Origin of the sequence: Psychromonas sp. (genome assembly GCF_047632995.1) — a bacterium.
Lineage (GTDB): Bacteria > Pseudomonadota > Gammaproteobacteria > Enterobacterales > Psychromonadaceae > Psychromonas.
This window is the reverse complement of the sequence record NZ_JBLIEK010000005.1, coordinates 17,198-37,166: the sequence shown is the minus strand read 5'-3', so window position 1 is coordinate 37,166 and position 19,969 is coordinate 17,198. Positions and strand designations below refer to the sequence as shown.

General features: G+C 38.5%; 16 protein-coding genes. 9 read left to right on the top strand and 7 right to left on the bottom strand.

The window, feature by feature from the left end; all coding sequences use genetic code 11:
• The first annotated feature begins 4 nt into the window (after positions 1-4).
• From ACJAT7_RS01965 to ACJAT7_RS01945, 5 genes are all read left to right on the top strand, one after another.
• On the top strand, positions 5-655 hold the full coding sequence (locus ACJAT7_RS01965; RefSeq protein ID WP_415225116.1) for a hypothetical protein: 651 nt from the start codon (positions 5-7) through the stop codon (positions 653-655).
• A gap of 68 nt (positions 656-723) precedes the next feature.
• Complete coding sequence (locus tag ACJAT7_RS01960; RefSeq protein WP_415225115.1) at positions 724-1,629, top strand: TIGR01212 family radical SAM protein; 906 nt, start codon at positions 724-726, stop codon at positions 1,627-1,629.
• Between the two features lie 230 nt (positions 1,630-1,859).
• Positions 1,860-4,289 carry a diguanylate cyclase domain-containing protein gene (locus ACJAT7_RS01955; RefSeq protein WP_415225114.1) on the top strand — a complete coding sequence of 810 codons (2,430 nt, stop codon included), beginning with the start codon at positions 1,860-1,862 and terminating at the stop codon, positions 4,287-4,289.
• 75 nt (positions 4,290-4,364) lie between these two features.
• The gene (locus ACJAT7_RS01950) at positions 4,365-6,899 is read left to right on the top strand and encodes a diguanylate cyclase (RefSeq protein WP_415225113.1); all 2,535 of its coding nucleotides are present in this window, start codon (positions 4,365-4,367) and stop codon (positions 6,897-6,899) included.
• Positions 6,900-7,534: 635 nt separating this feature from the next.
• Positions 7,535-8,815, top strand: a complete 1,281-nt coding sequence (locus ACJAT7_RS01945; RefSeq protein ID WP_415225112.1) for a diguanylate cyclase domain-containing protein — start codon at positions 7,535-7,537, stop codon at positions 8,813-8,815.
• Positions 8,816-8,893: 78 nt separating this feature from the next.
• On the opposite strand, the gene folE2 is transcribed toward ACJAT7_RS01945, so the two are convergent.
• A complete protein-coding gene (gene folE2 / locus ACJAT7_RS01940) occupies positions 8,894-9,814 on the bottom strand; it encodes a GTP cyclohydrolase FolE2 (protein WP_415225111.1) in 921 nt (306 codons plus the stop codon).
• 298 nt (positions 9,815-10,112) lie between these two features.
• Here folE2 and arcB point away from each other — a divergent pair, with 298 nt between their 5' ends.
• Both arcB and ACJAT7_RS01930 read left to right on the top strand, forming a co-directional pair.
• Positions 10,113-12,371 (top strand): aerobic respiration two-component sensor histidine kinase ArcB, encoded by a 2,259-nt coding sequence (arcB, locus tag ACJAT7_RS01935; protein WP_415225110.1) that lies wholly within the window; start codon positions 10,113-10,115, stop codon positions 12,369-12,371.
• Positions 12,372-12,444: 73 nt separating this feature from the next.
• A complete protein-coding gene (locus ACJAT7_RS01930) occupies positions 12,445-13,407 on the top strand; it encodes a S49 family peptidase (RefSeq protein ID WP_415225109.1) in 963 nt (320 codons plus the stop codon).
• A 47-nt stretch (positions 13,408-13,454) separates the two neighbouring features.
• Here the strand turns inward: ACJAT7_RS01930 and ACJAT7_RS01925 are convergent, their stop codons facing one another.
• Positions 13,455-14,900, bottom strand: a complete 1,446-nt coding sequence (locus ACJAT7_RS01925; protein WP_415225108.1) for a M48 family metalloprotease — start codon at positions 14,898-14,900, stop codon at positions 13,455-13,457.
• A 135-nt stretch (positions 14,901-15,035) separates the two neighbouring features.
• Here ACJAT7_RS01925 and ACJAT7_RS01920 point away from each other — a divergent pair, with 135 nt between their 5' ends.
• Together ACJAT7_RS01920 and ACJAT7_RS01915 are read left to right on the top strand one after the other, a co-directional pair.
• The gene (locus ACJAT7_RS01920; RefSeq protein WP_415225107.1) at positions 15,036-15,293 is read left to right on the top strand and encodes a sulfurtransferase TusA family protein; all 258 of its coding nucleotides are present in this window, start codon (positions 15,036-15,038) and stop codon (positions 15,291-15,293) included.
• Positions 15,286-16,383: an AI-2E family transporter gene (locus ACJAT7_RS01915; protein ID WP_415225106.1), complete on the top strand. Its 1,098-nt coding sequence runs from the start codon at positions 15,286-15,288 to the stop codon at positions 16,381-16,383. Before ACJAT7_RS01920 ends, ACJAT7_RS01915 begins: the two co-directional genes overlap by 8 nt.
• A gap of 111 nt (positions 16,384-16,494) precedes the next feature.
• Here the strand turns inward: ACJAT7_RS01915 and bcp are convergent, their stop codons facing one another.
• The 5 genes from bcp to ccoS all read right to left on the bottom strand — a co-directional run bounded on the left by bcp (position 16,495) and on the right by ccoS (position 19,946).
• The gene (bcp, locus tag ACJAT7_RS01910; protein ID WP_415225105.1) at positions 16,495-16,959 is read right to left on the bottom strand and encodes a thioredoxin-dependent thiol peroxidase; all 465 of its coding nucleotides are present in this window, start codon (positions 16,957-16,959) and stop codon (positions 16,495-16,497) included.
• 11 nt (positions 16,960-16,970) lie between these two features.
• Positions 16,971-17,906 (bottom strand): universal stress protein UspE, encoded by a 936-nt coding sequence (uspE, locus tag ACJAT7_RS01905; RefSeq protein ID WP_415225104.1) that lies wholly within the window; start codon positions 17,904-17,906, stop codon positions 16,971-16,973.
• A 122-nt stretch (positions 17,907-18,028) separates the two neighbouring features.
• Positions 18,029-18,772, bottom strand: coding sequence for an FNR family transcription factor (locus tag ACJAT7_RS01900; RefSeq protein WP_415225103.1), 744 nt, complete (start codon positions 18,770-18,772; stop codon positions 18,029-18,031).
• A gap of 276 nt (positions 18,773-19,048) precedes the next feature.
• Positions 19,049-19,732, bottom strand: coding sequence for a sulfite exporter TauE/SafE family protein (locus tag ACJAT7_RS01895; RefSeq protein WP_415225102.1), 684 nt, complete (start codon positions 19,730-19,732; stop codon positions 19,049-19,051).
• Positions 19,719-19,946 (bottom strand): cbb3-type cytochrome oxidase assembly protein CcoS, encoded by a 228-nt coding sequence (gene ccoS / locus ACJAT7_RS01890; protein ID WP_415225101.1) that lies wholly within the window; start codon positions 19,944-19,946, stop codon positions 19,719-19,721. Before ccoS ends, ACJAT7_RS01895 begins: the two co-directional genes overlap by 14 nt.
• Positions 19,947-19,969 lie beyond the last annotated feature (23 nt).

Genomic DNA, 19,969 nt, shown 5'->3' with positions numbered 1-19,969 from the left:
AAAAATGTTAAAAGCTAAAGTCGTTAAATTATTCAGTATTTCATTATTATCAGTTTCTGCTGCTCACTCTGTTGCAGCGCAAGATTCTAACCGTAATTGGGTGGATTTTAGCGATCCAACTGCCGTTTATTCCAAAGCAGGATTAGGTGCGGGCACCGAAGGGGTGGATCTTTATGCTGCTTTGGGTGGTTATTTAGGTGGCCAATTTAAGCATCAGCTTACTCTTGAAGCAATGCATGATTTGGACTATTACAATGTTAATTATTTCATATTTAATACCCGTAACGATACAGGTTTCTCTTTAAATACAACTTGGGGAGATGAATATGATAAGGCTTCTATTGGCGCGTTAAAAAAACTTACATTAGAAGACAAACACATTAAAATCTACCCATCAATGAATCTTGGTATGATGTGGAGTGACTCTATTGAGACCACAACCTATATTGAAGTTGATGCTGCTGTACGTTATTCAGTTAATCGTGCTTTTTGGTTTGGTGTCACACCAAGCTACACGTATGCTATGAAAGGCATTGAGATTAAAGAGTTAAATGCAACCGCCGATGTTGGTTATCAGCTCGCTAAAGAAATTGCACTGTCGGCGCACATTAATAACGATGGCGAAGCGTGGGCTGACTTTACCTTTGCATTTTAAGTGAACCTAGCTTAAAAGTGTAAATCAAGGCCGCTGTAGAGCGGCTTTTTTATTATTTTGGAAATTTAATGCAGCTAACAGATTTTGTTAATACACTTGGTGCCGATTTAAAAAAACGTTATGGTGAAAAGGTGCACAAGCTCACTTTACATGGTGATTTTAGCTGTCCGAATCGAGATGGTACCTTAGGTAAAGGGGGCTGTACGTTTTGTAATGTGGCCGCCTTTGCCGATGAAAACCAAGCCACACAAAGTATAAAAAATCAACTCATGCTGCGCGCCGAAGAAGTTTCCCATAAAGCCAAAAAATATCTCGCTTACTTTCAAGCTTACACTAGTACCTACTCAGAAATCGCACAATTGAGTTCACTTTATGAACAAGCAACCGCTAATAATAATATTGTTGGAATCTGTATCGGCACGCGTCCTGATTGTGTTTCTGATGAGGTATTAAATTTATTAAGCAATTATCTACTGCGTGGTTATGAAGTGTGGTTAGAGTTAGGGTTGCAATCGGCCAATGATAAAACACTTAAACGCATTAATCGCGGTCATGGCTTTGCGCAGTACCAATCGGTTTGTCTCAAGGCACGCGCACGCGGTATAAAAGTATGTACACACCTAATACTCGGTTTGCCACATGAAACACAGAGTGATTACCAAGAAACCTTAAAGCAGGTGATTGAAACGGGCGTTGATGGTTTAAAACTCCATCCGCTACATGTTGTGCGCGGCGCTATAATGGAAAAATCTTGGCAAGCAGGGCGTTTAACTACATTATCTTTAGAGGAATATAGCCAGGCGGCAGTTGATTTAATTCGCCGCACCCCAAGCGATGTTGTTTTTCACCGTATATCTGCAACCGCTAAGATTGAGCAGTTACTTTCTCCATTGTGGTGTGAAAAACGCTGGCCAGTGCAAAATAGAATGGGCAAATTAATGCAACAATTTGGCGGACAAGGTAGCGCTTTATAATTGACTACTGCGTGATAAATTCAATGTGATAACGTGATTAAAACATGATAGTGTGTGCCTCTGCTATCATGTGAAAACATTTCCAGATAAGCCATAAGCCAGGATAGCCTACGTTAACGTACAATTAAATAAGATTTTTCGGTTAAGCAAAACCAATGGTTTTCTATTTTTACCATCGCTATCCAGAGCTCTAATTTACTTGCATGTACCCTTTTTTAATAGGTGCTCTTATGCTTAAACTGTTTTCAGTTTTGTCTTTATTATTTTGTTTAAACCCTGTTTTCGCAAATTTAAATGAATCAACAAAGCCTGTTCAACTTAATGTTTATATTGAACAAAACCCTCCTTATTCTGGTTTTGATGCGCAGCAAAATGGCGAAGGTTTATTTTTTGATTATTGGCAGCTGTGGTCTGCGGAAACTGGCATTTCCGTTAAATTTCATCCTTACCATAAAGAACAACTGTCTCAATTACTAAGCACTAACCAGCCCGCTGTTTATAGCGGTTTATTGGAAAAAACTGAAAATTTAGAAAATCTCAATAAATTGCCTTTATTTGCATTGAACAGTCAATTTTATTATTTTTCAACAAGTAGCTCTAAAGTTAAATCTTCGCTTGTTGATCAAAAGTTAACCATTATTGTTGGTGGTTTATTACCTGGCGCCCAACAGTTACCGATTTTTTCAACAGCAACCAATATTATTTATAGGGAATATTCTAGTTTATTGGATATTCTGCTTGATATTTATTCGGGAAATATTGATGCTTTAGTTTTATTTAGTGGTGATCAAGATCAGCAAAATTCATTAGAATGGGCATTATCTTTGCTGTTTGATAGTACTTCATTGGGCTCTTCTAATAACGAGCTGTTTGTTTATACCTCACAAGTGCAAAAATCCGTTTTAAATTGGGTTAAGTGGGGAACTCAGCTTGAAATGCTTCCTGCTCAAAGCGCGTTATTGATTGAAAAAATGGCTAATCCTATTTGGACCGTATCTGAAGCTACGGCAGTAACCATGCAGATTACGGTTTGTTTTATTCTCTTATTTACTCTTGTCCGTCGTATAACTCGCCGAAAAGATAAACAATTTGAAAATATTTTCTACTCATCACCTTACCCTTTAGTTATTCTTTCATTGGATGGTACTGTGATTTATTTTCTAAATGAGCAAGCGAAATCATCATTTCCATTCAAAAGTAGAGAAAACCGCTATTCATTTATCGATGCCAAACATCAAATTTTAATATCTAATCTTTTTAAGAATGTAAGTCATCTAACGGCTATTGAAGATGCGCATATTCGTTTACCTATTGACAATGGATTTCAAGATATAGCGATAGCAGTAAAAAGAATTCATTACAAACGTCATACTGCCTGGTTATGTTACTTAAAAGATATTACCGTAGAGCTGAAAATAGAGAAAACGTTAGCGGTAACCGCGGGGACGCTAACTACAACAGAAGATAAGTTAACATTGACAGAAAGTCAGTTCGTCATTGCAGAAAAAGAGTTAAGACTTTCAGATGAAAAGTTATCAGTTGCAGAGGATAAATTAACGGTTACAGAGCGTAAATTAGCGATTGAAGAAAAAAAATCACGATTTTCAGATGAAAAATTAATCGTAGAGGAGAAAAATCTTACTGTAGCTGAAGCTCGATTAACTGCTACCGAGGAAAAGTTATCAGCTGCAAAAGAACTGCTACAGGGGAAAAAATTACGCTGTAAACAGTTTGAAAAAGCATTATTTATGCGCAATTTTTTACTAAATACAATATTTTCAGTAACAGCTGATCCAATTGCCTTACTAGATCATGATGGGCACGTTATTGTTGCAAATAATGAGTTTACTCAATTGCTGAATGCAAATCCCGAGGGGCTTATTAATCAACTGGAAAGTGATCCTCTATCATCAGATGCGGGCAGTAAACTTGCGCATCAAGATAAAGAACGTCTGGAATCAGTTGATCCAATTACATTTGAATTATCGTTTTTATCTGAAGGCAAAAGCATTTGCTATGAGGTGCACAAAACGCCATTCAAGGATAGTGAAAGTGATTGCGGCGGGTTTGCTATAATGGCTCAAGACATCAGCATACGGAATCAAATAGAACAAAAACAGATAGTGAAAGAATCTGACTTTGCGATAAATATAGAACATGAGCAATTACCCCCTATTGCTAATCGTAACGCCTTTGATCTTCAACTTATTAAACTTTGGCAAGAAGCTTGTGATGAACAGCTGTTATTATCGGTATTGATCTGTGAGATTGATCCCTTTAAAAATAGTGATGATAACTATGGGGATCAAAAAAGTGAGCAAGCACTGCAAAGTGTTACTCGTGTCTTACAGAAGGCATGTGAAAAACTAGATTGTTTTGTTGCACACCATAGTGACGAACTCTTTGTTGTGTTAATGAAAGGCTGTAATGCGCACAAGGTGTATCCGATTGCTGAAAATATGCGAAAAATTATTGAAAATTTGGGAATAGATTATAACTCCTCCGCGCTAACGAGCAGCATTACAGCAAGTATTGGAGTCGCAAGCATCTACCCGAGTACAATGGAGTCATTATTAACAGAAGCTAGAAGTGCTTTACTCACTGCAAAAAAATCAGGTAAAAATCAAATCTGTGTTTATCAGCAAGTTCCATCTATTTAAAAAAGAATAATCATTATCTTTAATCAAGCAGTGCGCTAGAATAAGTAACTATGACTCATATTTAAAATAGATATTATGATGCTTAAATTATTTAAATTGCTTTTATTTCTTCATTTATTCTCTCCGTTAACGCCTGTTTTTGGGGCGTTAAACGAATCCACAAAACCTACTCAACTTAATGTTTATCTTGAGCAGAACTTTCCCTATTCCGGTTTTAACTCAGCTCAAAATGCACAAGGTTTACTTGTTGATTACTGGCAACAGTGGTCATCTCAAACAGGTATTCGCGTTCAATATTATCTGCATCTAGACGAAGATCTCTCACAATTGTTAAGTGACAATAAACCGGCTGTTTATAGTGCGTTGCCAGATGATTCAAAAAAGCTAGAAGCCCTTAAAAAATCATCGTTATTTGCGATAAAAAGTGATTTTTATTATTTGCCTGCGCGTCGTTCTATTGTTCAATCTTCCTTTATCGATAAAAGAACGCACATGATTGTCGGCGGTTTATTAGCAGAAGCACAGCAGTTACCACTTTGGGCGGCAACGACTACTCTCGCTTATAAAGAATATCCCGGTTTATTAGAGCTGCTTTTGGATCTTTACTCTGGAAAGATTGATACCTTGGTATTATTCAATGGAGAGCAACAAAGCGCCAATTTATTAGATAGGGGCTTGTCTTTGTTCTTTGATAAAAGCTCGTTTGATGCAGCTAGTAATGAACTGTTTGTTTATACATCCCAAGATCAAGATACAGTGCTCGATTGGATACATTGGGGAAATCAACTGCAAAAAATGCCGAGTGATATTGCATCCTCGATCGCAAAATCTGCGAACCCTGTTTGGGGTATTTCAAGCGATATGGCGGCAAAGATGCTGCTTATTGTCTGTGTTGTTTTTTTATTATTTATGTTTAGACGTTCAATACGTAAAAAAGATCTGCAATTTAAAAAAATATTAGATTCATCCCCTTATCCCTTAGCCATTTTTTCATTAGATGGGAGCGTTATTTATTATCTTAATGATGAAGTTAAATCATTATTCCCATTTAAAAAAAATAAAAATAGATATCTGTTTGAGGATGCGGAAAATCAGCTTTTACTGTCGCGTTTTATTAATAAAGCAAGCCATCAAATTATAATTGAAGATAAGCAGCTGCGTTTGTTGGTTGATGATAGTTTTCATGATATTGAACTGTCAGCAAAAAGAGTTCATTATCAGCGAAAAACCGCTTGGTTCTGTTACTTAAAGGATATTACCGCATTATTACAAGCTGAGCAGAAATTAACAGAAGAGCGGGAGTTATTGCGTAAAGTGCTTGATTCAATTCCTGAACAGATAGCATTTAAATCACCGAAGGGCACCATTATAGGCTGTAATAAGTCATGGGCTAGCGCCAATAACACGACTGTGGCTCATGCGACTGGGCGCCGGATTCGAGATCTTGTATCAATTGATATTATTAACAAAGAAAAACAGCAGGAAGCGCTTGTCTGGACGGGGGAAAGATTTAATACGCAAGAGTGGATTCAGCAAAAAAATGGTGAATTAGGGTTAATAAATATCGTTAAGCTACCTCTGTATAATAACGACGGCGCTATATTTGCAATCTTAACTATCGATAACGATATTACTGCTTTATATAATTTGAATGAAAAGTTAAAAGATGAAAACTTGCAACGTAAAAAGACAGAAAAAGCCTTATCAAAACAGAATGTATTGTTAAGCACTGTCTTTTCAGCGAGTATTGATGCTATCGGTTTAGTTGATAAGGCAGGGCGCGTGATTGGTGCTAATAATGCGTTCGCTAAATTAATGGGCGCAAATCCAGAAGATATAGTCGGGCAATTGCAGAGTGACCTTTTGCCGTCAGATCGTGCAGATTGGGCTGAGCGTCAAAATAATGCGGTGCTTGAATCTGGCGAACCACTGATATTTGACGAATTGATATTCTCTGAGGGGAAAAAGATTTGGTACGAAGTGCATAAAACCCCCTTTGAAGATCCTGAAAGCGATTATCAAGGTATTGTGATTATGGCGCGTGATATCTCATTACGTAAACAAACTGAGGAGAAATTAAGTTCGGAAGCATCTGATTTCGAGGTTAAGATGCTGAATGATGAATTGACCGGTATTGCAAATCGTCGCGCCTTTGATCTCCAGTTTGCCAAACTGTGGCAAGAAGCTTGTGAGGAACAAGAATTATTATCCCTGGTTATGTGTGATATTGATTTTTTCAAATATTATAATGACAATTATGGGCATCAAAAAGGCGATCAAGCGCTGCAGTGTGTGGCTAATGCCTTACAGGATGTATGTGAGAAATCTGACTGTTTTGTGGGACGTTATGGTGGTGAAGAATTCGTCGTATTAATTAAGGGGGGCAATGCAACCAAAGCGCTAAAAGTCGCTGAAAATATACGCCAAGCAATTGAAAAGTCACATATAGAGCATCTCTACTCTTCAGTAAATACGATCCTTACAATGAGCATGGGCTTATCCAGCCTCTTTCCAAGTGAATTAAATTCCATGAAAACGTTATTAGCTGAAGCTGATAGAGCTTTGTATGATGCAAAAGAGTCTGGACGAGATCAAATTTGCGTGCATTAATTGTTATACCAATTCCATTAATTCGCTGCTTTATTTTAACAAGTATAAATGAATAGATAATTATTGGATTTGGTCTTATTAACACCTGCGATGGAAACAGCCGTTTCCTCTCGCTCAATCTAACCCCACCTATTTTTTGCCGTGTAATATCAACGGCAGTTTTCTGTTTCCCCGCATCGTTAAATAGCTATCACTGCTGGTTTTTAAAAATGGTGCATTTCCACGCGGACTGGCTATCTTGAGGCAGTTATAAAAAAAGAAAAACAGTGCTAAATCGTGGTGATTTTTTGTTTTAACTGAGCGAATCATAATGTTAATATGGTTAAACTGTGAACATTAGCAAGTTACGCTTATCTAAAAGCAAATATATTGTGAACAATAACTGTTTAAGGTTTACACTCAACAGAATGACAAATGAAAATCCATCGGAAATATCAGATAAAACTGAATATTACTCTCGGGCAAAGAAGATCATCACCTTAGTTGAATAGTAATATGTAAATAGACACTTTAATTGCACTTAGGCACTTTAATTGCATAGATTAAGATAAGTGTGTAGCAAATGATGGAACGCTCGCTTTGAAATGACTCAACCTGAGCAGCTTAATAAGACAGATACTCTAAAGGAATTACTTATGGCGCAATACAACCAAACAGAAGACAAGATTAGCTCTGATACATTAGATTTTGAGCTGGAAAACCACGAAGGTGATTCCAAAGGTGTTGTTGATATGGCGAAATATAAACAACCTGAAGAGAGTGTCAGTGCTGAAACATCTGCTTTTGAGCAGGTAATGTCACAGATGAATATTGCAGATCGTCGTGCATTTGACAATAAATATTCACAGTTTTGGCAAGAGGCAAGTGATGAGAATGAATTGTTATCTGTACTTATGTGCGAGATAGACTTCTTTAAAGCTTACAATGATAACTATGGGCACCAAGGGGCATCGTTTATGTTACTTGTGGTTGGCCTCGCTTTAAAGAATATGTGTGAAAAAAACGGCTGTTTTTTAGCGCGTTATAAAAATGAAGAGTTTGCCATTTTGATGAAAGGTGGTGATCAGCAAAAAACATTAGAAGTTGCGGAGTCTCTGCGTCAGGCTGTGGAATCAGCACGTACTGAGCATAAATATTCAAGTGTCAGTAAAATAGTGACTTTAAGTATCGGAGTATCAAGTATTTACCCTACTTCGATGAAATTGTTGATGAAAGTTGCAGACAGTGCGCTGCACGATGCAAAAGTATCAGGTCGAAATCAAGTCTGTGGAAATTTTTCTCTGAACAATTCAGATAGAGCTGCAGAAAACAGTGTTGCAACTGAGCAAAATAGCGTAACAGCGGAAGCAAAGATTGCTCCAGAAGAAAAAACAATTCAGACAAAAGAAACGCTTCAACCTGTAGTGTCTGATTTAAAACAGGTTATGCAGGATATGGACATTGCTGATCGCAGTTGTTTCCATCATAATTTTGTGAAACTTTGGCAAGAAAGTCAGGATGAGAAAGAGTTACTTTCTATGCTTATGTGCGAGATTGATTTCTTTCAGGCATATGTTGATCACTATGGCACACCCGCGAGTGAAGATGTGTTGATTATTGTTGCTTGTGAGTTACAGCGGATATGTGAAAAGTATGACTGTTTTGTCTCCCATATTGAAGGCGAAAAATTTATAATATTAAATAAAGGTGGCAATGCAACTGGGGCATTGAAAGTCGCTGAAGATTTACATAAAGCGGTAATAAAGTCTGCTACGGAGCATCATCACTCTGGGGTAAGTGATGTTGTTACTATGAGTATCGGTTTATCAAGTATATTCCCAAGCGATATGAATTCGATGAAAATGTTAATGGTTGAAGCAAATACCGCATTACATAACGCGACAACGTCTGGACGAAATATGATCAGTGTTCATTAATAGTTAAATGATAATTTATGACAAAAAAAGAGGGAGCTAATAGCTCCCTCTTTTTTGGTTAAAATATCGGTTTGATTATTATGCGCAATAGCCGTCTTGAATACCTTTAGTCGTAATTGATACTGCATCGTGCGCATGTAAGCTTTCATAGTGATTAACGCGCAGCCAAAAATCCTCAAATTTCACTTGTTGTTTAAGTGCGCACTGTAAGTGCCGTGCTGCATCTTCACAAAACATCAGATTTTGACCATTTAAGCGTGCAAATTCTTGCTCATCCTCACGTTTGACGGCTGCCTGTACCGGTGTCTTTAAGGTCTTTTCAATTAAATCTATAAGCTCAATAAGTGGGAAGCATTGGTTTGATTGATTTAATTTTACTTTAACCTCAACCACACTGCGCTGACTGTGCGGTGTTGCAACAATCCCTTGTGTAGAGCCTAACCAATGTAGAATTTCGTCTTTAGCAACTTGTGTCTGTTGCGAGTATTGTTGAGCGAACTCACGTTGAATCAGTTGACGCGCTAAGGCCGCAGAGCAGGGGCAAGTTGATGAATAAGGAACATTCACCTGCAGTTCAAACTCAAGTTTGCTATTTATAAGTTGACCAATAATGATAACGGGATAAGCTTTCCAACCACGCTTTTCGCTGATTAAAGATTTACGGCGCAGGTGATAATCAAAGGCAAACTTAACAAAAGCTTGCTGACTCAGGTCACTATGACTTTCAATAAAACCGTGTAGCAGGGTGCTTAATGTTGCCGGTGTTAATTCAGATTCTGTGGAAAGTTGATCCAGTTGCAAATACAAGCGAGACATGTGGATACCTTTCGCTTTTGCATCGCCCAGATTAACAAATATTTCCGCACTCGCACTAACTTGTTGTGGCGCACCATCATCAGTTTGAACCATTAAGGGTAACTCGATATTACTCATACCAACTCGGTCAAGTTTGCCTTCTGTTTGAGCTTGTACGTTATTTGCGATATCTGGCATTGCCATTAGGAAAAACTCCCTTAAACATTATTAATCATGTATTAATAATTTAAGCGTTGCATTATAGACTGCTTATAAAAATTTAAAAACCATGAAATGAAAAGGATTGTTTGCAATCAGTAAAATTGTACAATTATCAGTCAAATAGCCGGGTTTTGGGGGGAATAACCTGTTTTTGCAATTTAAGCTTTAAAATTGCGAATAAATTCAATATGTCAAAGCGATTTATGATTACAATAAATCAATTTTTATCTACTGAGTTAAAGTCTGCATTTTCGCTAGTGTAGGTATAACAGAGGACGCTGTGAATATATTTAATTTGAAAACATGGGTTCATTATTATGTGGCTTTATTAAAGCGATTGGGTGCATTTCGCTTCAGCCTTATTCTTGCCTTTGCAATTATCAGTGCTGACTCATTATTACAAATATTACTGGCATATTATTTTAATGAGCCGCTGGATATTGTCGTTGTTTCGCGATCATTTATTCTAGGTTTATTGATAACGCCTTGGGCTGTTTATTTTCTGACAGTGGTGGTGGGGGATTTAGAAGAGGCGCGGGAGCGCCTTGGCCATACGGTCGCCAGACTGCAGATTCTTTTGAAAAAGGATCAACAAAAAACAGTCGCGCTTGAACGAGAGATTATAGAACGTCAAAAAAGCCAATCTCAGCTTGAACAGTCTGCCATTTTATTGCGCTCATTTTTAGATACTTCCCCGGACTTGTTTTTTCATCGAGATCTTAAAGGCTGTTTTATCAGTTGTAATAAAGCGATGGAGCTTTTAACTGGAAAAACAGAAAAGCAATTGATTGGTTTAACCCCTTTCGATATCTATCCTGAATTCTATGCTAAGAAAGTTGTTGCCCGCGATCAGAAAGTTCAAGATACGCTGCAAGAGCAGATTCATGGGCATTGGTTACATTATCCAAATGGCCGGCAAGCTTATTTCGAAGTGCGTGCATTACCGCTGTATAACAGCCATAAAAAATGCGTAGGTATTATTGGTTTTGGGAGAGATCTTACCGAGCGTAAAAAGCATCAAGAGTTTTTAGAGAAAGCCAGTCGAGATAAAACGACATTTATTTCAACGATCAGTCATGAATTGCGTACCCCGTTAAATGGTATCGTCGGTTTAAGCCGTATGCTCTTAGATGAGCCGCTTAGTCGCGAGCAAATTAAGCTTATGAAAACCATCCATATCAGCGCAATCACCTTAGGCAATATCTTTAATGATATTGTTGATTTAGATAAGCTTGATCGTCGCCGCTTACATTTAGTCAGTAATGATATTGATCTATTTGATTTTATGAGTGATTTAAAAAGCTTGGCGTTTATCCAAACAGAGCAGAAAGGGTTAACATTACGCTTTGTGCAAAACAGTCTGCTTCCTCACTATATATCTGCCGATGATACCCGTTTACGTCAGGTTTTGTGGAACTTGGTGAGTAATGCCGTAAAATTTACCCAGCAAGGCAGCGTGAGTATCAGTTGTTTCTGTGAATATGAAAACGACTTGCAAGCAACACTTTGCTTTGAGATAAAAGATTCCGGTATCGGTATTCCCGAAGATCAACAGGATAAAATTTTTGCCATGTATTACCAGGTTAAAGGCAATACAGATGCAACCGGAACGGGAATAGGTTTAGCTGTTTCATCACAAATAGTCCAGGTGATGGGAGGGGAACTCACTGTAAACAGTGAAGTGGGCAAAGGGAGTGTTTTTAAATTATCTATTCCCGTCCAATATTCTAACAAAGAGCCTCAACAAAAAGCGCTATCGTCAAACCTGCCGTCACTCTCTATTTTATTAGTTGAAGATATCGAGCTAAATATTATTGTTGCAAAATCATTGCTAGAAAAATTAGGCCACCAGGTTGATAGCGCAATAAACGGCGAACAAGCGCTGCAAAAAGTGGCAAATAAACAATATCAATTGATATTAATGGACATCCAGCTTCCGGATATGAATGGCTATCAGGTAACTAAAAAGTTACGTGAAACATATGGCTCAAATTTGCCCCCTATTGTTGCGCTTACCGCGAATGTCTTTGCAGACAAACAGCAATTTATTGATCAGGGTATGGATGATGCGTTAGGCAAACCGCTGCGGGGGGAATCATTCAACAGCATGATCAAAAGGTTGTTTTTATCTGCAGAACCGGTCGATAAAAGTGCGCTGCCGTTGCCCTGTAACCCTGCCGATAAACCGGAATTGCTATTTGATGAGGTAATGTTAACTGAGTTATTAGATTTTTTACCAACCTCGGTCATGCTGGGTAATGTTGCTTTGTTTGAAAAACTGATGCCGGATTATCTGCAGGTACTAGACTCTAATATGATTGCAAAAAATCAGGATGGCATTGTCAGCGAAGCGCATAAAATAAAGGGCGCAGCAGGCTCTGTGGGATTAAAACGTATTCAGGAATTAGCACAAAAGATGCAATCACCGCAACTGCCTGCATGGTGGGATAATATTGATGATTGGCTTGAGTTAATTAAATCACACTATAAAAATGATCTTACAGAATTGAAAAAGTGGATTGTGGCTCATGGGAAGTAATATTATTTAATAATTATTCTTTTAAATATAAGCGTTGCCATAATGATAAATAAGCGATGCAGGAGGCGAGATAATGGACAAAAATAGTGAGCAAGAAGATAAATGGCTGAAGGTGTTTATTCAAGAAACCTTTGCTGAACAGAAGAGATCGCGGCGCTGGGGGGGATTGTTTAAAATTTTAACCTTTATTTACCTGTTTGTTGTGCTGATTTTATTTGTAGGTTCGCCTTTTAATAATGGCAGTGATAAAGAAAATGCAGCCCACACTGCAATGGTGAGCGTCAATGGAATTATCGCGGCCGATCAAGATGCCAATGCAAACTTTATTGTCACTGGCTTGCGCGCGGCCTTTGAAAATGAATTTAGCCAAGCGGTGATGCTGGTGATCAATAGCCCGGGCGGAAGCCCTGTTCAGGCCGGCTATGTTTATGATGAAATTAAACGTCTGCGTATTTTATATCCGCAAAAGAAACTGTATGCAGTGATTGCTGAATTAGGCGCCTCTGGCGGATATTATATTGCAGCAGCTGCAGATCAAATTTATGCGGACAAAGCCAGCTTGGTGGGCTCAATTGGCGTGACTGCATCAAGTTTTGGTTTTGTTGAGCTAATGGAAAAAATAGGTGTTGAACGTCGTCACTTTACCTCGGGTGAGCATAAGGCATTTTTAGACCCCTTTTCGCCAAGCAAAGAAAAAGAGAGGGAGTTCTGGCAAGAGGTGTTAGATGTAACTCATCAGCAGTTTATCAAGGTGGTCAGAGAAGGACGAGGAGAGCGTATCAGCAAAGGTGAAAACAGTGCTGAATTATATTCAGGGCTGATTTGGAATGGCGAGCAAGCGCTGCAACTGGGTTTAATTGATGGCTTAGGCAGTCCTGGGTTTGTCGCAAGAGAGATAGTCAAGGCGGAAAATATTGTTGATTATTCTGTTAAACCTTCTGCTATTGAGGCTGTTGTTAATAAACTGGGTCTATCAATTGGGGCGGGCATTGCCAATCAGCTCAAAACAGAAAATAGTGATCTTCTTTTAAGATGAGATCGAGCGAGGGCGCGGACGTAAATTTTATGCTCCGCCCCTGGCGCTTATTTCTGTAACGCTTTCAAACGTAAATCATCCTTTTTATAGAATTCAATTTTAGCGCTGTAGCGCGCTTGGTCTAATTTATTATCTGCATAGGCCAGCGCACTCCCCATCTCCTGACTTGCTTCCCTAAAACGCCCTTGCAGGGCTAACTGTTGTGCTTTGCTGGCGTGCTCTTTGGCCCGGTTTTTCATTTTTTTATAAAGATCGACAGCTATTGAGTTAGCCAAAATAGAGTGAGGATGAGTACGTATAAATAACTCCAGTATCTTTTCTGCTTCAGTATATTGTCTGTTTTCCTGTAATGCATTAACCAGATTAAGGGTGAACACAGGATTTTCAGGTGACTTTTTATAATATTCTTCAAGCAGTTTGATTATTTCATCCGCCTTATTCAATGACAGTGACGTATCTGTCAGCAGATCCACAAAAAACAGATTATCGGGTTGTTTTTTCAATAAATCTAAAGTGATTTCATGCGCTATTTTATAGTCTTTATTTGCAAGGTGCGCTAAAGCGAGCCCATATAAGACCGCTTCTTTAAGCTGGTACTTCTTGCTTCTAAGTAGGCTGTGGTAATAATCAATGGCCGCACTCGCCGTCATATCATTATAACGAACGGTGATCCTCTCTTTACTTAATTGATAATCTAAGCTGCTTTTAATATTTTTCACATCAAGCTGGCTGGCGCGTAAACGAGCCTCGGCTAGACGAGTTTCCGGCAGGGGATGGGTTGACAACATTTGCGGCGGTAAATTGGCGTATTTATATTTTTCAGCCAGTGTGCCAAAGAAGTTTGCCATACCAGAAGGGTCGTAACCGGCATCGAACAGTATCTTTATGCCGATCCTGTCTGCTTCATACTCGTGTAAGCGCGTATAGTTGATTTGTGATTGCATAGTGAGCGCCATGCTTGTGCTTAATGCGGCCATTCCCGCTGCGGGTGAGACTAAGGTAAGTAAAACAGAGCCTGCCAGTGCGGCTAATGTTGCAGGGTTACTATAGGATTGCTGCTCTAACATACGCGCTAAGTGACGTTGTGTTATATGTGCGATTTCATGTGCAATTACACTCGCCAGTTCACTTTCATTTTTAGCATATAAAAACAGACCGCTGTGAATTTTTACATTGCCGCCTAGGAATGCTGCTGCATTAATCTCTTTATCTTCAATAAGAAAGAAGTTAAATGGCAGTTTAACCGAGTCGGTATGGCCAACCAGATTCTGACCTAGTTCATTTATATAATGGTTAAGGACGGGATCATTAATTATTGGCAGTGCCTGATTTGCCATTAAACGAAATGCCCAGCCATATTCTTTTTCTTTTTCAATGGTTAATGCCCCCGCACCAACCGTACCAATATCAGGAAGCATATTCGATGCAGTTGTAATATTGGAGAACAACAGAAAGATAAAATAGAGTGAAATAATAAGGGATTTGTTAAGCACAGTAACCACACATCACTAAAGGAATAATAGATAACAGAATAAAATCATAACTAAGCTTCAAGTTATTGCAAGCGATGATTGTCTTATAGGGGAGCAAAGATGATAATCTACTGTTTTTATTGAAAATTGAATTAGATGGAAATTATAGATTTGCGCGAAAAACAGTGCCCGATGGCACTCGTGACATTAAAACGTTTTTTATTATTACACAATGAGAGGGCAGAACCATCGAGAAGGCGGCAGGTTTGTGCCCTTTTTGCAAATAAGCAAGCGATGCAGGATATTATCTTGTACCTTGATAAAAAAGGCTATTATTATTCAATGAGCGTTTTAGATAGTAATGTTTCATTAGTTATTGAAGTAAGTACAAAAGGTAGAAGAATTTATGTTTAGACAATTAACTGATTGGTATAAGCACCGTTTTGCTGATCCCAATTTAAGTGCACTCTTTTTATTGCTGATTGGCGCTTTTTTAGTTTTTTATTTTTTTGGTGATATTTTAGTGCCGCTGTTTGTTGCATTAGTGCTGGCCTATCTGCTTGATTGGCCGATCAATTATTTAATGCGTTTTAAGTTAAACAGAACGATTGCGACATTTCTTGTTACCTCACTATTTTTTTCGTTATCTATTTTTGCTTTTTTAGGCCTGCTGCCAACGATATTTAAACAAGGCGCTGCTTTACTTCGTGATTTGCCTGCGATGTTTAATCAGGTACAGACCTATGTGCTAACCCTCCCAAGCCAGTATCCGGAGGCAATTGATCCGGTCACTATTACGCATATTGTTGAAAATTTACGTGCTTATCTGTTAGACAGCGGTGGTTTTCTATTATCACAATCCTTTGCTTCACTATTAGATATTGCTGCATTAATCGTTTACGCGATTTTAGTACCTTTAATGATGGTTTTTATGCTTAAAGATAAAAAACTGTTAATCAATAGTTTTGTTAAATTTCTCCCGCAAAACCGCAAACTGGCAGATCAAGTCTGGATTGAGATGAATGATCAAATTATGAATTATATTCGCGGCAAGATAATTGAAATTCTGATTGTTGGTGTGTCTACCTATTTCACCTTCTTTTTTATGGAGTTACGTTATTCGGCATTACTGGCTATGCTAGTCGGTTTATCGGTATTAATCCCTTATATCGGTGCTGCGGCGGTTACTGTGCCGGTGGCTGTGGTGGCCTTTTTCCAATGGGGGGCATCCCCTGATTTCATCTATCTGATGGTAGCTTATTTTATAATACAAGCGCTTGATGGTAACTTAATTGTCCCTATTTTATTTTCGGAAGCGGTTAACTTACATCCGGTTATCATTATTATGTCGGTATTGATATTTGGCGGCGTGTGGGGGTTCTGGGGGATATTTTTTGCTATTCCTCTAGCAACGCTAGTAAAAGCGGTATTAAACGCCTGGCCAACCCGGGAGCAATTAGAGCATTTGGATCCGGATAGTGTCAAAAATGGCAGTGGGATATAGAGAGAAAGTTATTTTTCTGGTCGCTTGCTGAAAAAGATATTAGAACACTTAATTATTAACATTAAGTAAAATTTAAAAGGGCGCGCAGCCCTTTTAAATTATAATAAGCCGTTAGTTTTGCAGATAATCTAAAACAACTTGGTGATGATCTTTAGTTGTAAACTTATCAAACACTTTTTCAACAACACCTTGTTCATTAATTAAAAAGCTAATGCGATGAATGCCATCATAAGTCTTGCCCATGAATTTCTTTTCTCCCCAGACTCCAAATGCATCTGCAACCGCATGATCCTGATCTGAGAGCAAAGGGAAATTCAGCTCTTTTTTGTCGACAAAGTTTGCTAGCTTTTTCACCGGATCAGGGCTGATACCGTAAACTACAGTATTTAAAGCGGCAAGCTCAGCATTTACATCTCGTAATCCACACGCTTGTGTAATACAGCCGGGTGTTAATGCTTTCGGGTAAAAATAAACTAACACTTTTTTTCCCGCTAACTCGGCTAATGAGACGTTATCCCCTTGGTTGTCCTGTAAGGTGAATAATGGGGCTTTATCGCCAGCAACTAATCGATTCATAGATACCTCAGTTAAATTTTAATAGGGCTTATAAAACCTTGTGGTTTTAAAGCGAGTAAATCACAGTCTAGGTTATCGATCACTTGCTCTGCTGTATGCCCTAATAACGTGGCACTTAAACCTGAGCGACCGACAGTGCCGAGAATCACTAATTCGGCATCAATTTCATTGGCAACCTCACTGATCACATCCTCTGGTAAGCCTTGTCTCAGATGAGTTCTATCCTTGGGGATGTTATTAGCTTGCGCATATCCATTTAAGGTTTTTTGATGGAATTTTTTCAAACCATCTTCATAATTTATGGGATCAAATTCGGGTAGTTCAAGCATAATATTCATTGGCGGACTGGGGTAGGCGTTAACAATATGAATATTTGCATTGATCACCTCTGCCATTATTTTAGCTTCACTTAAAATCTGCTGATTAAGTTGGTGATGTTCTTCATCTTGGATACTTTTGCAGTCAATGGCACAAAGAATATTGCCGTTTTCCGGCCATTGGTGATGTTTAACTAACAATACTGGAACGGGACATTTTCTTAATAAATTCCAATCGGTGGGGGTAAATAAAATGGCACTTAATTTGGAATGTTGATGAGTTGATTTAACCACTAAGTCATAATTATTTTTTAAAACTTCAATAATCACGGCTTGGAAAGGGCGATTATGCCAAATAACCTGATTATTTATATTTAAACCGTTCTCTTGATAAGGTAGCGCCAGGGTCTCTAACCAATCCTGGTTTTCTTTAATAACAAGGCTCTGCATTGCTTGGCGCTCATCGCTTGAGCTTAGTGATGTCATCTCATAACTAAGATCATAGCAACATAAAAACAGGGTTATTTTCACTTTTTTATCTTTTTGAGCGATACCTACCGCTCGCGCGAGAGCGGGTTGAGACTCTTGAGTAGGATCGATAAAAACTAAAATATTGCGGTAGTTAAGCATAGTAGGCCTCTAATAGGGAAAAGAAGATACTTATTAATTTAGATTAGATAGTTAAAAATCGATAGCCTTGTCGTCACGAAAAGACTATTTAATTAAGGATAATTTCAGAACAGAGTGTTGTATCAATCTTTTTTCTTTTCACCGGCCAGTTCTGCAAGCATTTTGTCATCTAATATGCTGATATATTTACCTTTTACAGCAATCATATTACTTTTTTGGAAACGTCCCAAAAGGCGACTAATGGTTTCGACCGTGAGTCCTAAATAGTTGCCAATGTCACCACGTGTCATTGATAAACGGAACTCCCGTTGGGAGAAACCGCGGGTCGCAAAGCGGATAGATAGATTATGGATAAAAGACGCTAGGCGCTCCTCTGCATTCTTCTTCGACAGCAGCAAAATCATATTTTGATCACCGACAATTTCAGAACTCATTAAACGCAAAATTTGCTGTCTCAGATTTGGCATCGTGGTGGAAAGATTATCGAGTGTATCGTAAGGAATTTCGCAGATCATTGCTGTTTCAAGTGCTTGGGCAAAACTCGGGTGCGTGCCAGTACTAATGCCATCAAAGCCCACTAGATCACCTGCAAGATGAAAAGCGGTGATCTGTTCATCACCTTGTTCAGTTATTGTGTATGATTTAAGTGTGCCCGAACGAATGGCGTAAAGACATTTCATTTCTTGCCCTGCTTTAAATATTTCCTGCCCTTTCTGAATCGGCTTTTTACGTTCAATAATATTATCTAAACGATCTAAATCAGTTTCATTAAGCGAGTAAGGAATACATAGCTGATTGATACTACAGTCTTGGCAACGAATGGAAGAACCACCCGATTGAATGCGATGCGTATTACTTTTTTCCATAGCTCTTTTAGTTTCCTTTTTTGACTTAAATCAATGTTAGCATTATTTAAAGTCGCTTTGAACACTTTCCAATGATTTGTGCAAATCTGCTCCATTTTACCTCTTAAATTGTCTATTTAGCGGTAAATTAAGTACAAAAGGTCACAATAAAAAAGGTAATGATAAATTAATAAAGTAATTTTCGCTTCACACGTGAGCGGGTGAACAATAAAAAGTGAGGAAGGAGGGGCAATAAATATCGCCTTATTGGGCAATGACCATATTTGTAATCGTTTATTATAGCAATTGTTTCACTGCGATATAAAAGGTGTGTAGCGCAAAGCTTGCTAACAACACGCCGCTTCCATATCTAAAGTAGTGATGGTTTAAATAATATTTTAGTTGTTGGCTAAGCGTTCCGACACTGAGCATAGCTGGCAGGGTGCCCAAACCAAATCCGGCCATAATAATAAAACCATTACTTGCACTGCCGCTGCTGGCAGCCCATGACAATGTCGAATAAACCAGACCGCAGGGTAACCAGCCCCATAAAAAACCCAAAGGGAAAGCGTATAATGGGTGTTTTAAGGGGATGAAAAATTGTGCAATGGGCTTTATAAATTTCCAGATAAACAGCCCCGCGCGCTCTAGCTTCAATAATCCAAACCAGATGCGGGAGATATATAATGCCAATAGCAGCATTAAAATAGCCGCTAACAAACGCAGGTAAATTAACGCTTCTTTGCCCCCGAAAAAGAGGATTAGTATGCCGCTGCTAGCCGCAAAAATAGCGCCGGCAAGGGAGTAGCTGCATATTCTGCCTAAGTTGTATAATAGTAATGAGAGCATTGAAGATAATTTGCTTTGCTCTTCTTTTACTGAAAAGCTGATGGCACTGGCAATACCGGAGCACATCCCCAAACAGTGGCCTGCGCCGAGTAACCCTATCAGCAGTGCTGCAATAAAATCATTGATCAGCATCAGAGGATTCCAAATCTGTTTTTTCTGAATCACTTGGAGCTGTTTTTTTATTCTGCAGCAGATCAGTGTTAGGGGTCTCTTCATCGAATAAGATATTAATACCTTCGCGGTCTAAATCATCATATTGATTTGATCTTATCGCCCAGAAAAAAAGTATTACGGCGATCGTGACAAAAAGCATGGCGATTGGAATTAAGATATAAATAATACTCATATTAGTAACCTTATTAAGCTATA

Coding starts and splice junctions, on each gene's coding strand:
- ACJAT7_RS01900 (WP_415225103.1), bottom strand. CDS start 18,772: ATGGAAAAAAGTAATACGCATCGCATTCAATCGGGTGGTTCTTCCATT.
- ACJAT7_RS01915 (WP_415225106.1), top strand. CDS start 15,286: ATGTTTAGACAATTAACTGATTGGTATAAGCACCGTTTTGCTGATCCC.
- ACJAT7_RS01960 (WP_415225115.1), top strand. CDS start 724: ATGCAGCTAACAGATTTTGTTAATACACTTGGTGCCGATTTAAAAAAA.
- folE2 (WP_415225111.1), bottom strand. CDS start 9,814: ATGGCAATGCCAGATATCGCAAATAACGTACAAGCTCAAACAGAAGGC.
- ACJAT7_RS01965 (WP_415225116.1), top strand. CDS start 5: ATGTTAAAAGCTAAAGTCGTTAAATTATTCAGTATTTCATTATTATCA.
- bcp (WP_415225105.1), bottom strand. CDS start 16,959: ATGAATCGATTAGTTGCTGGCGATAAAGCCCCATTATTCACCTTACAG.
- ccoS (WP_415225101.1), bottom strand. CDS start 19,946: ATGAGTATTATTTATATCTTAATTCCAATCGCCATGCTTTTTGTCACG.
- ACJAT7_RS01895 (WP_415225102.1), bottom strand. CDS start 19,732: ATGCTGATCAATGATTTTATTGCAGCACTGCTGATAGGGTTACTCGGC.
- ACJAT7_RS01930 (WP_415225109.1), top strand. CDS start 12,445: ATGGACAAAAATAGTGAGCAAGAAGATAAATGGCTGAAGGTGTTTATT.
- ACJAT7_RS01945 (WP_415225112.1), top strand. CDS start 7,535: ATGGCGCAATACAACCAAACAGAAGACAAGATTAGCTCTGATACATTA.
- uspE (WP_415225104.1), bottom strand. CDS start 17,906: ATGCTTAACTACCGCAATATTTTAGTTTTTATCGATCCTACTCAAGAG.
- ACJAT7_RS01950 (WP_415225113.1), top strand. CDS start 4,365: ATGATGCTTAAATTATTTAAATTGCTTTTATTTCTTCATTTATTCTCT.
- ACJAT7_RS01920 (WP_415225107.1), top strand. CDS start 15,036: ATGGAAATTATAGATTTGCGCGAAAAACAGTGCCCGATGGCACTCGTG.
- ACJAT7_RS01955 (WP_415225114.1), top strand. CDS start 1,860: ATGCTTAAACTGTTTTCAGTTTTGTCTTTATTATTTTGTTTAAACCCT.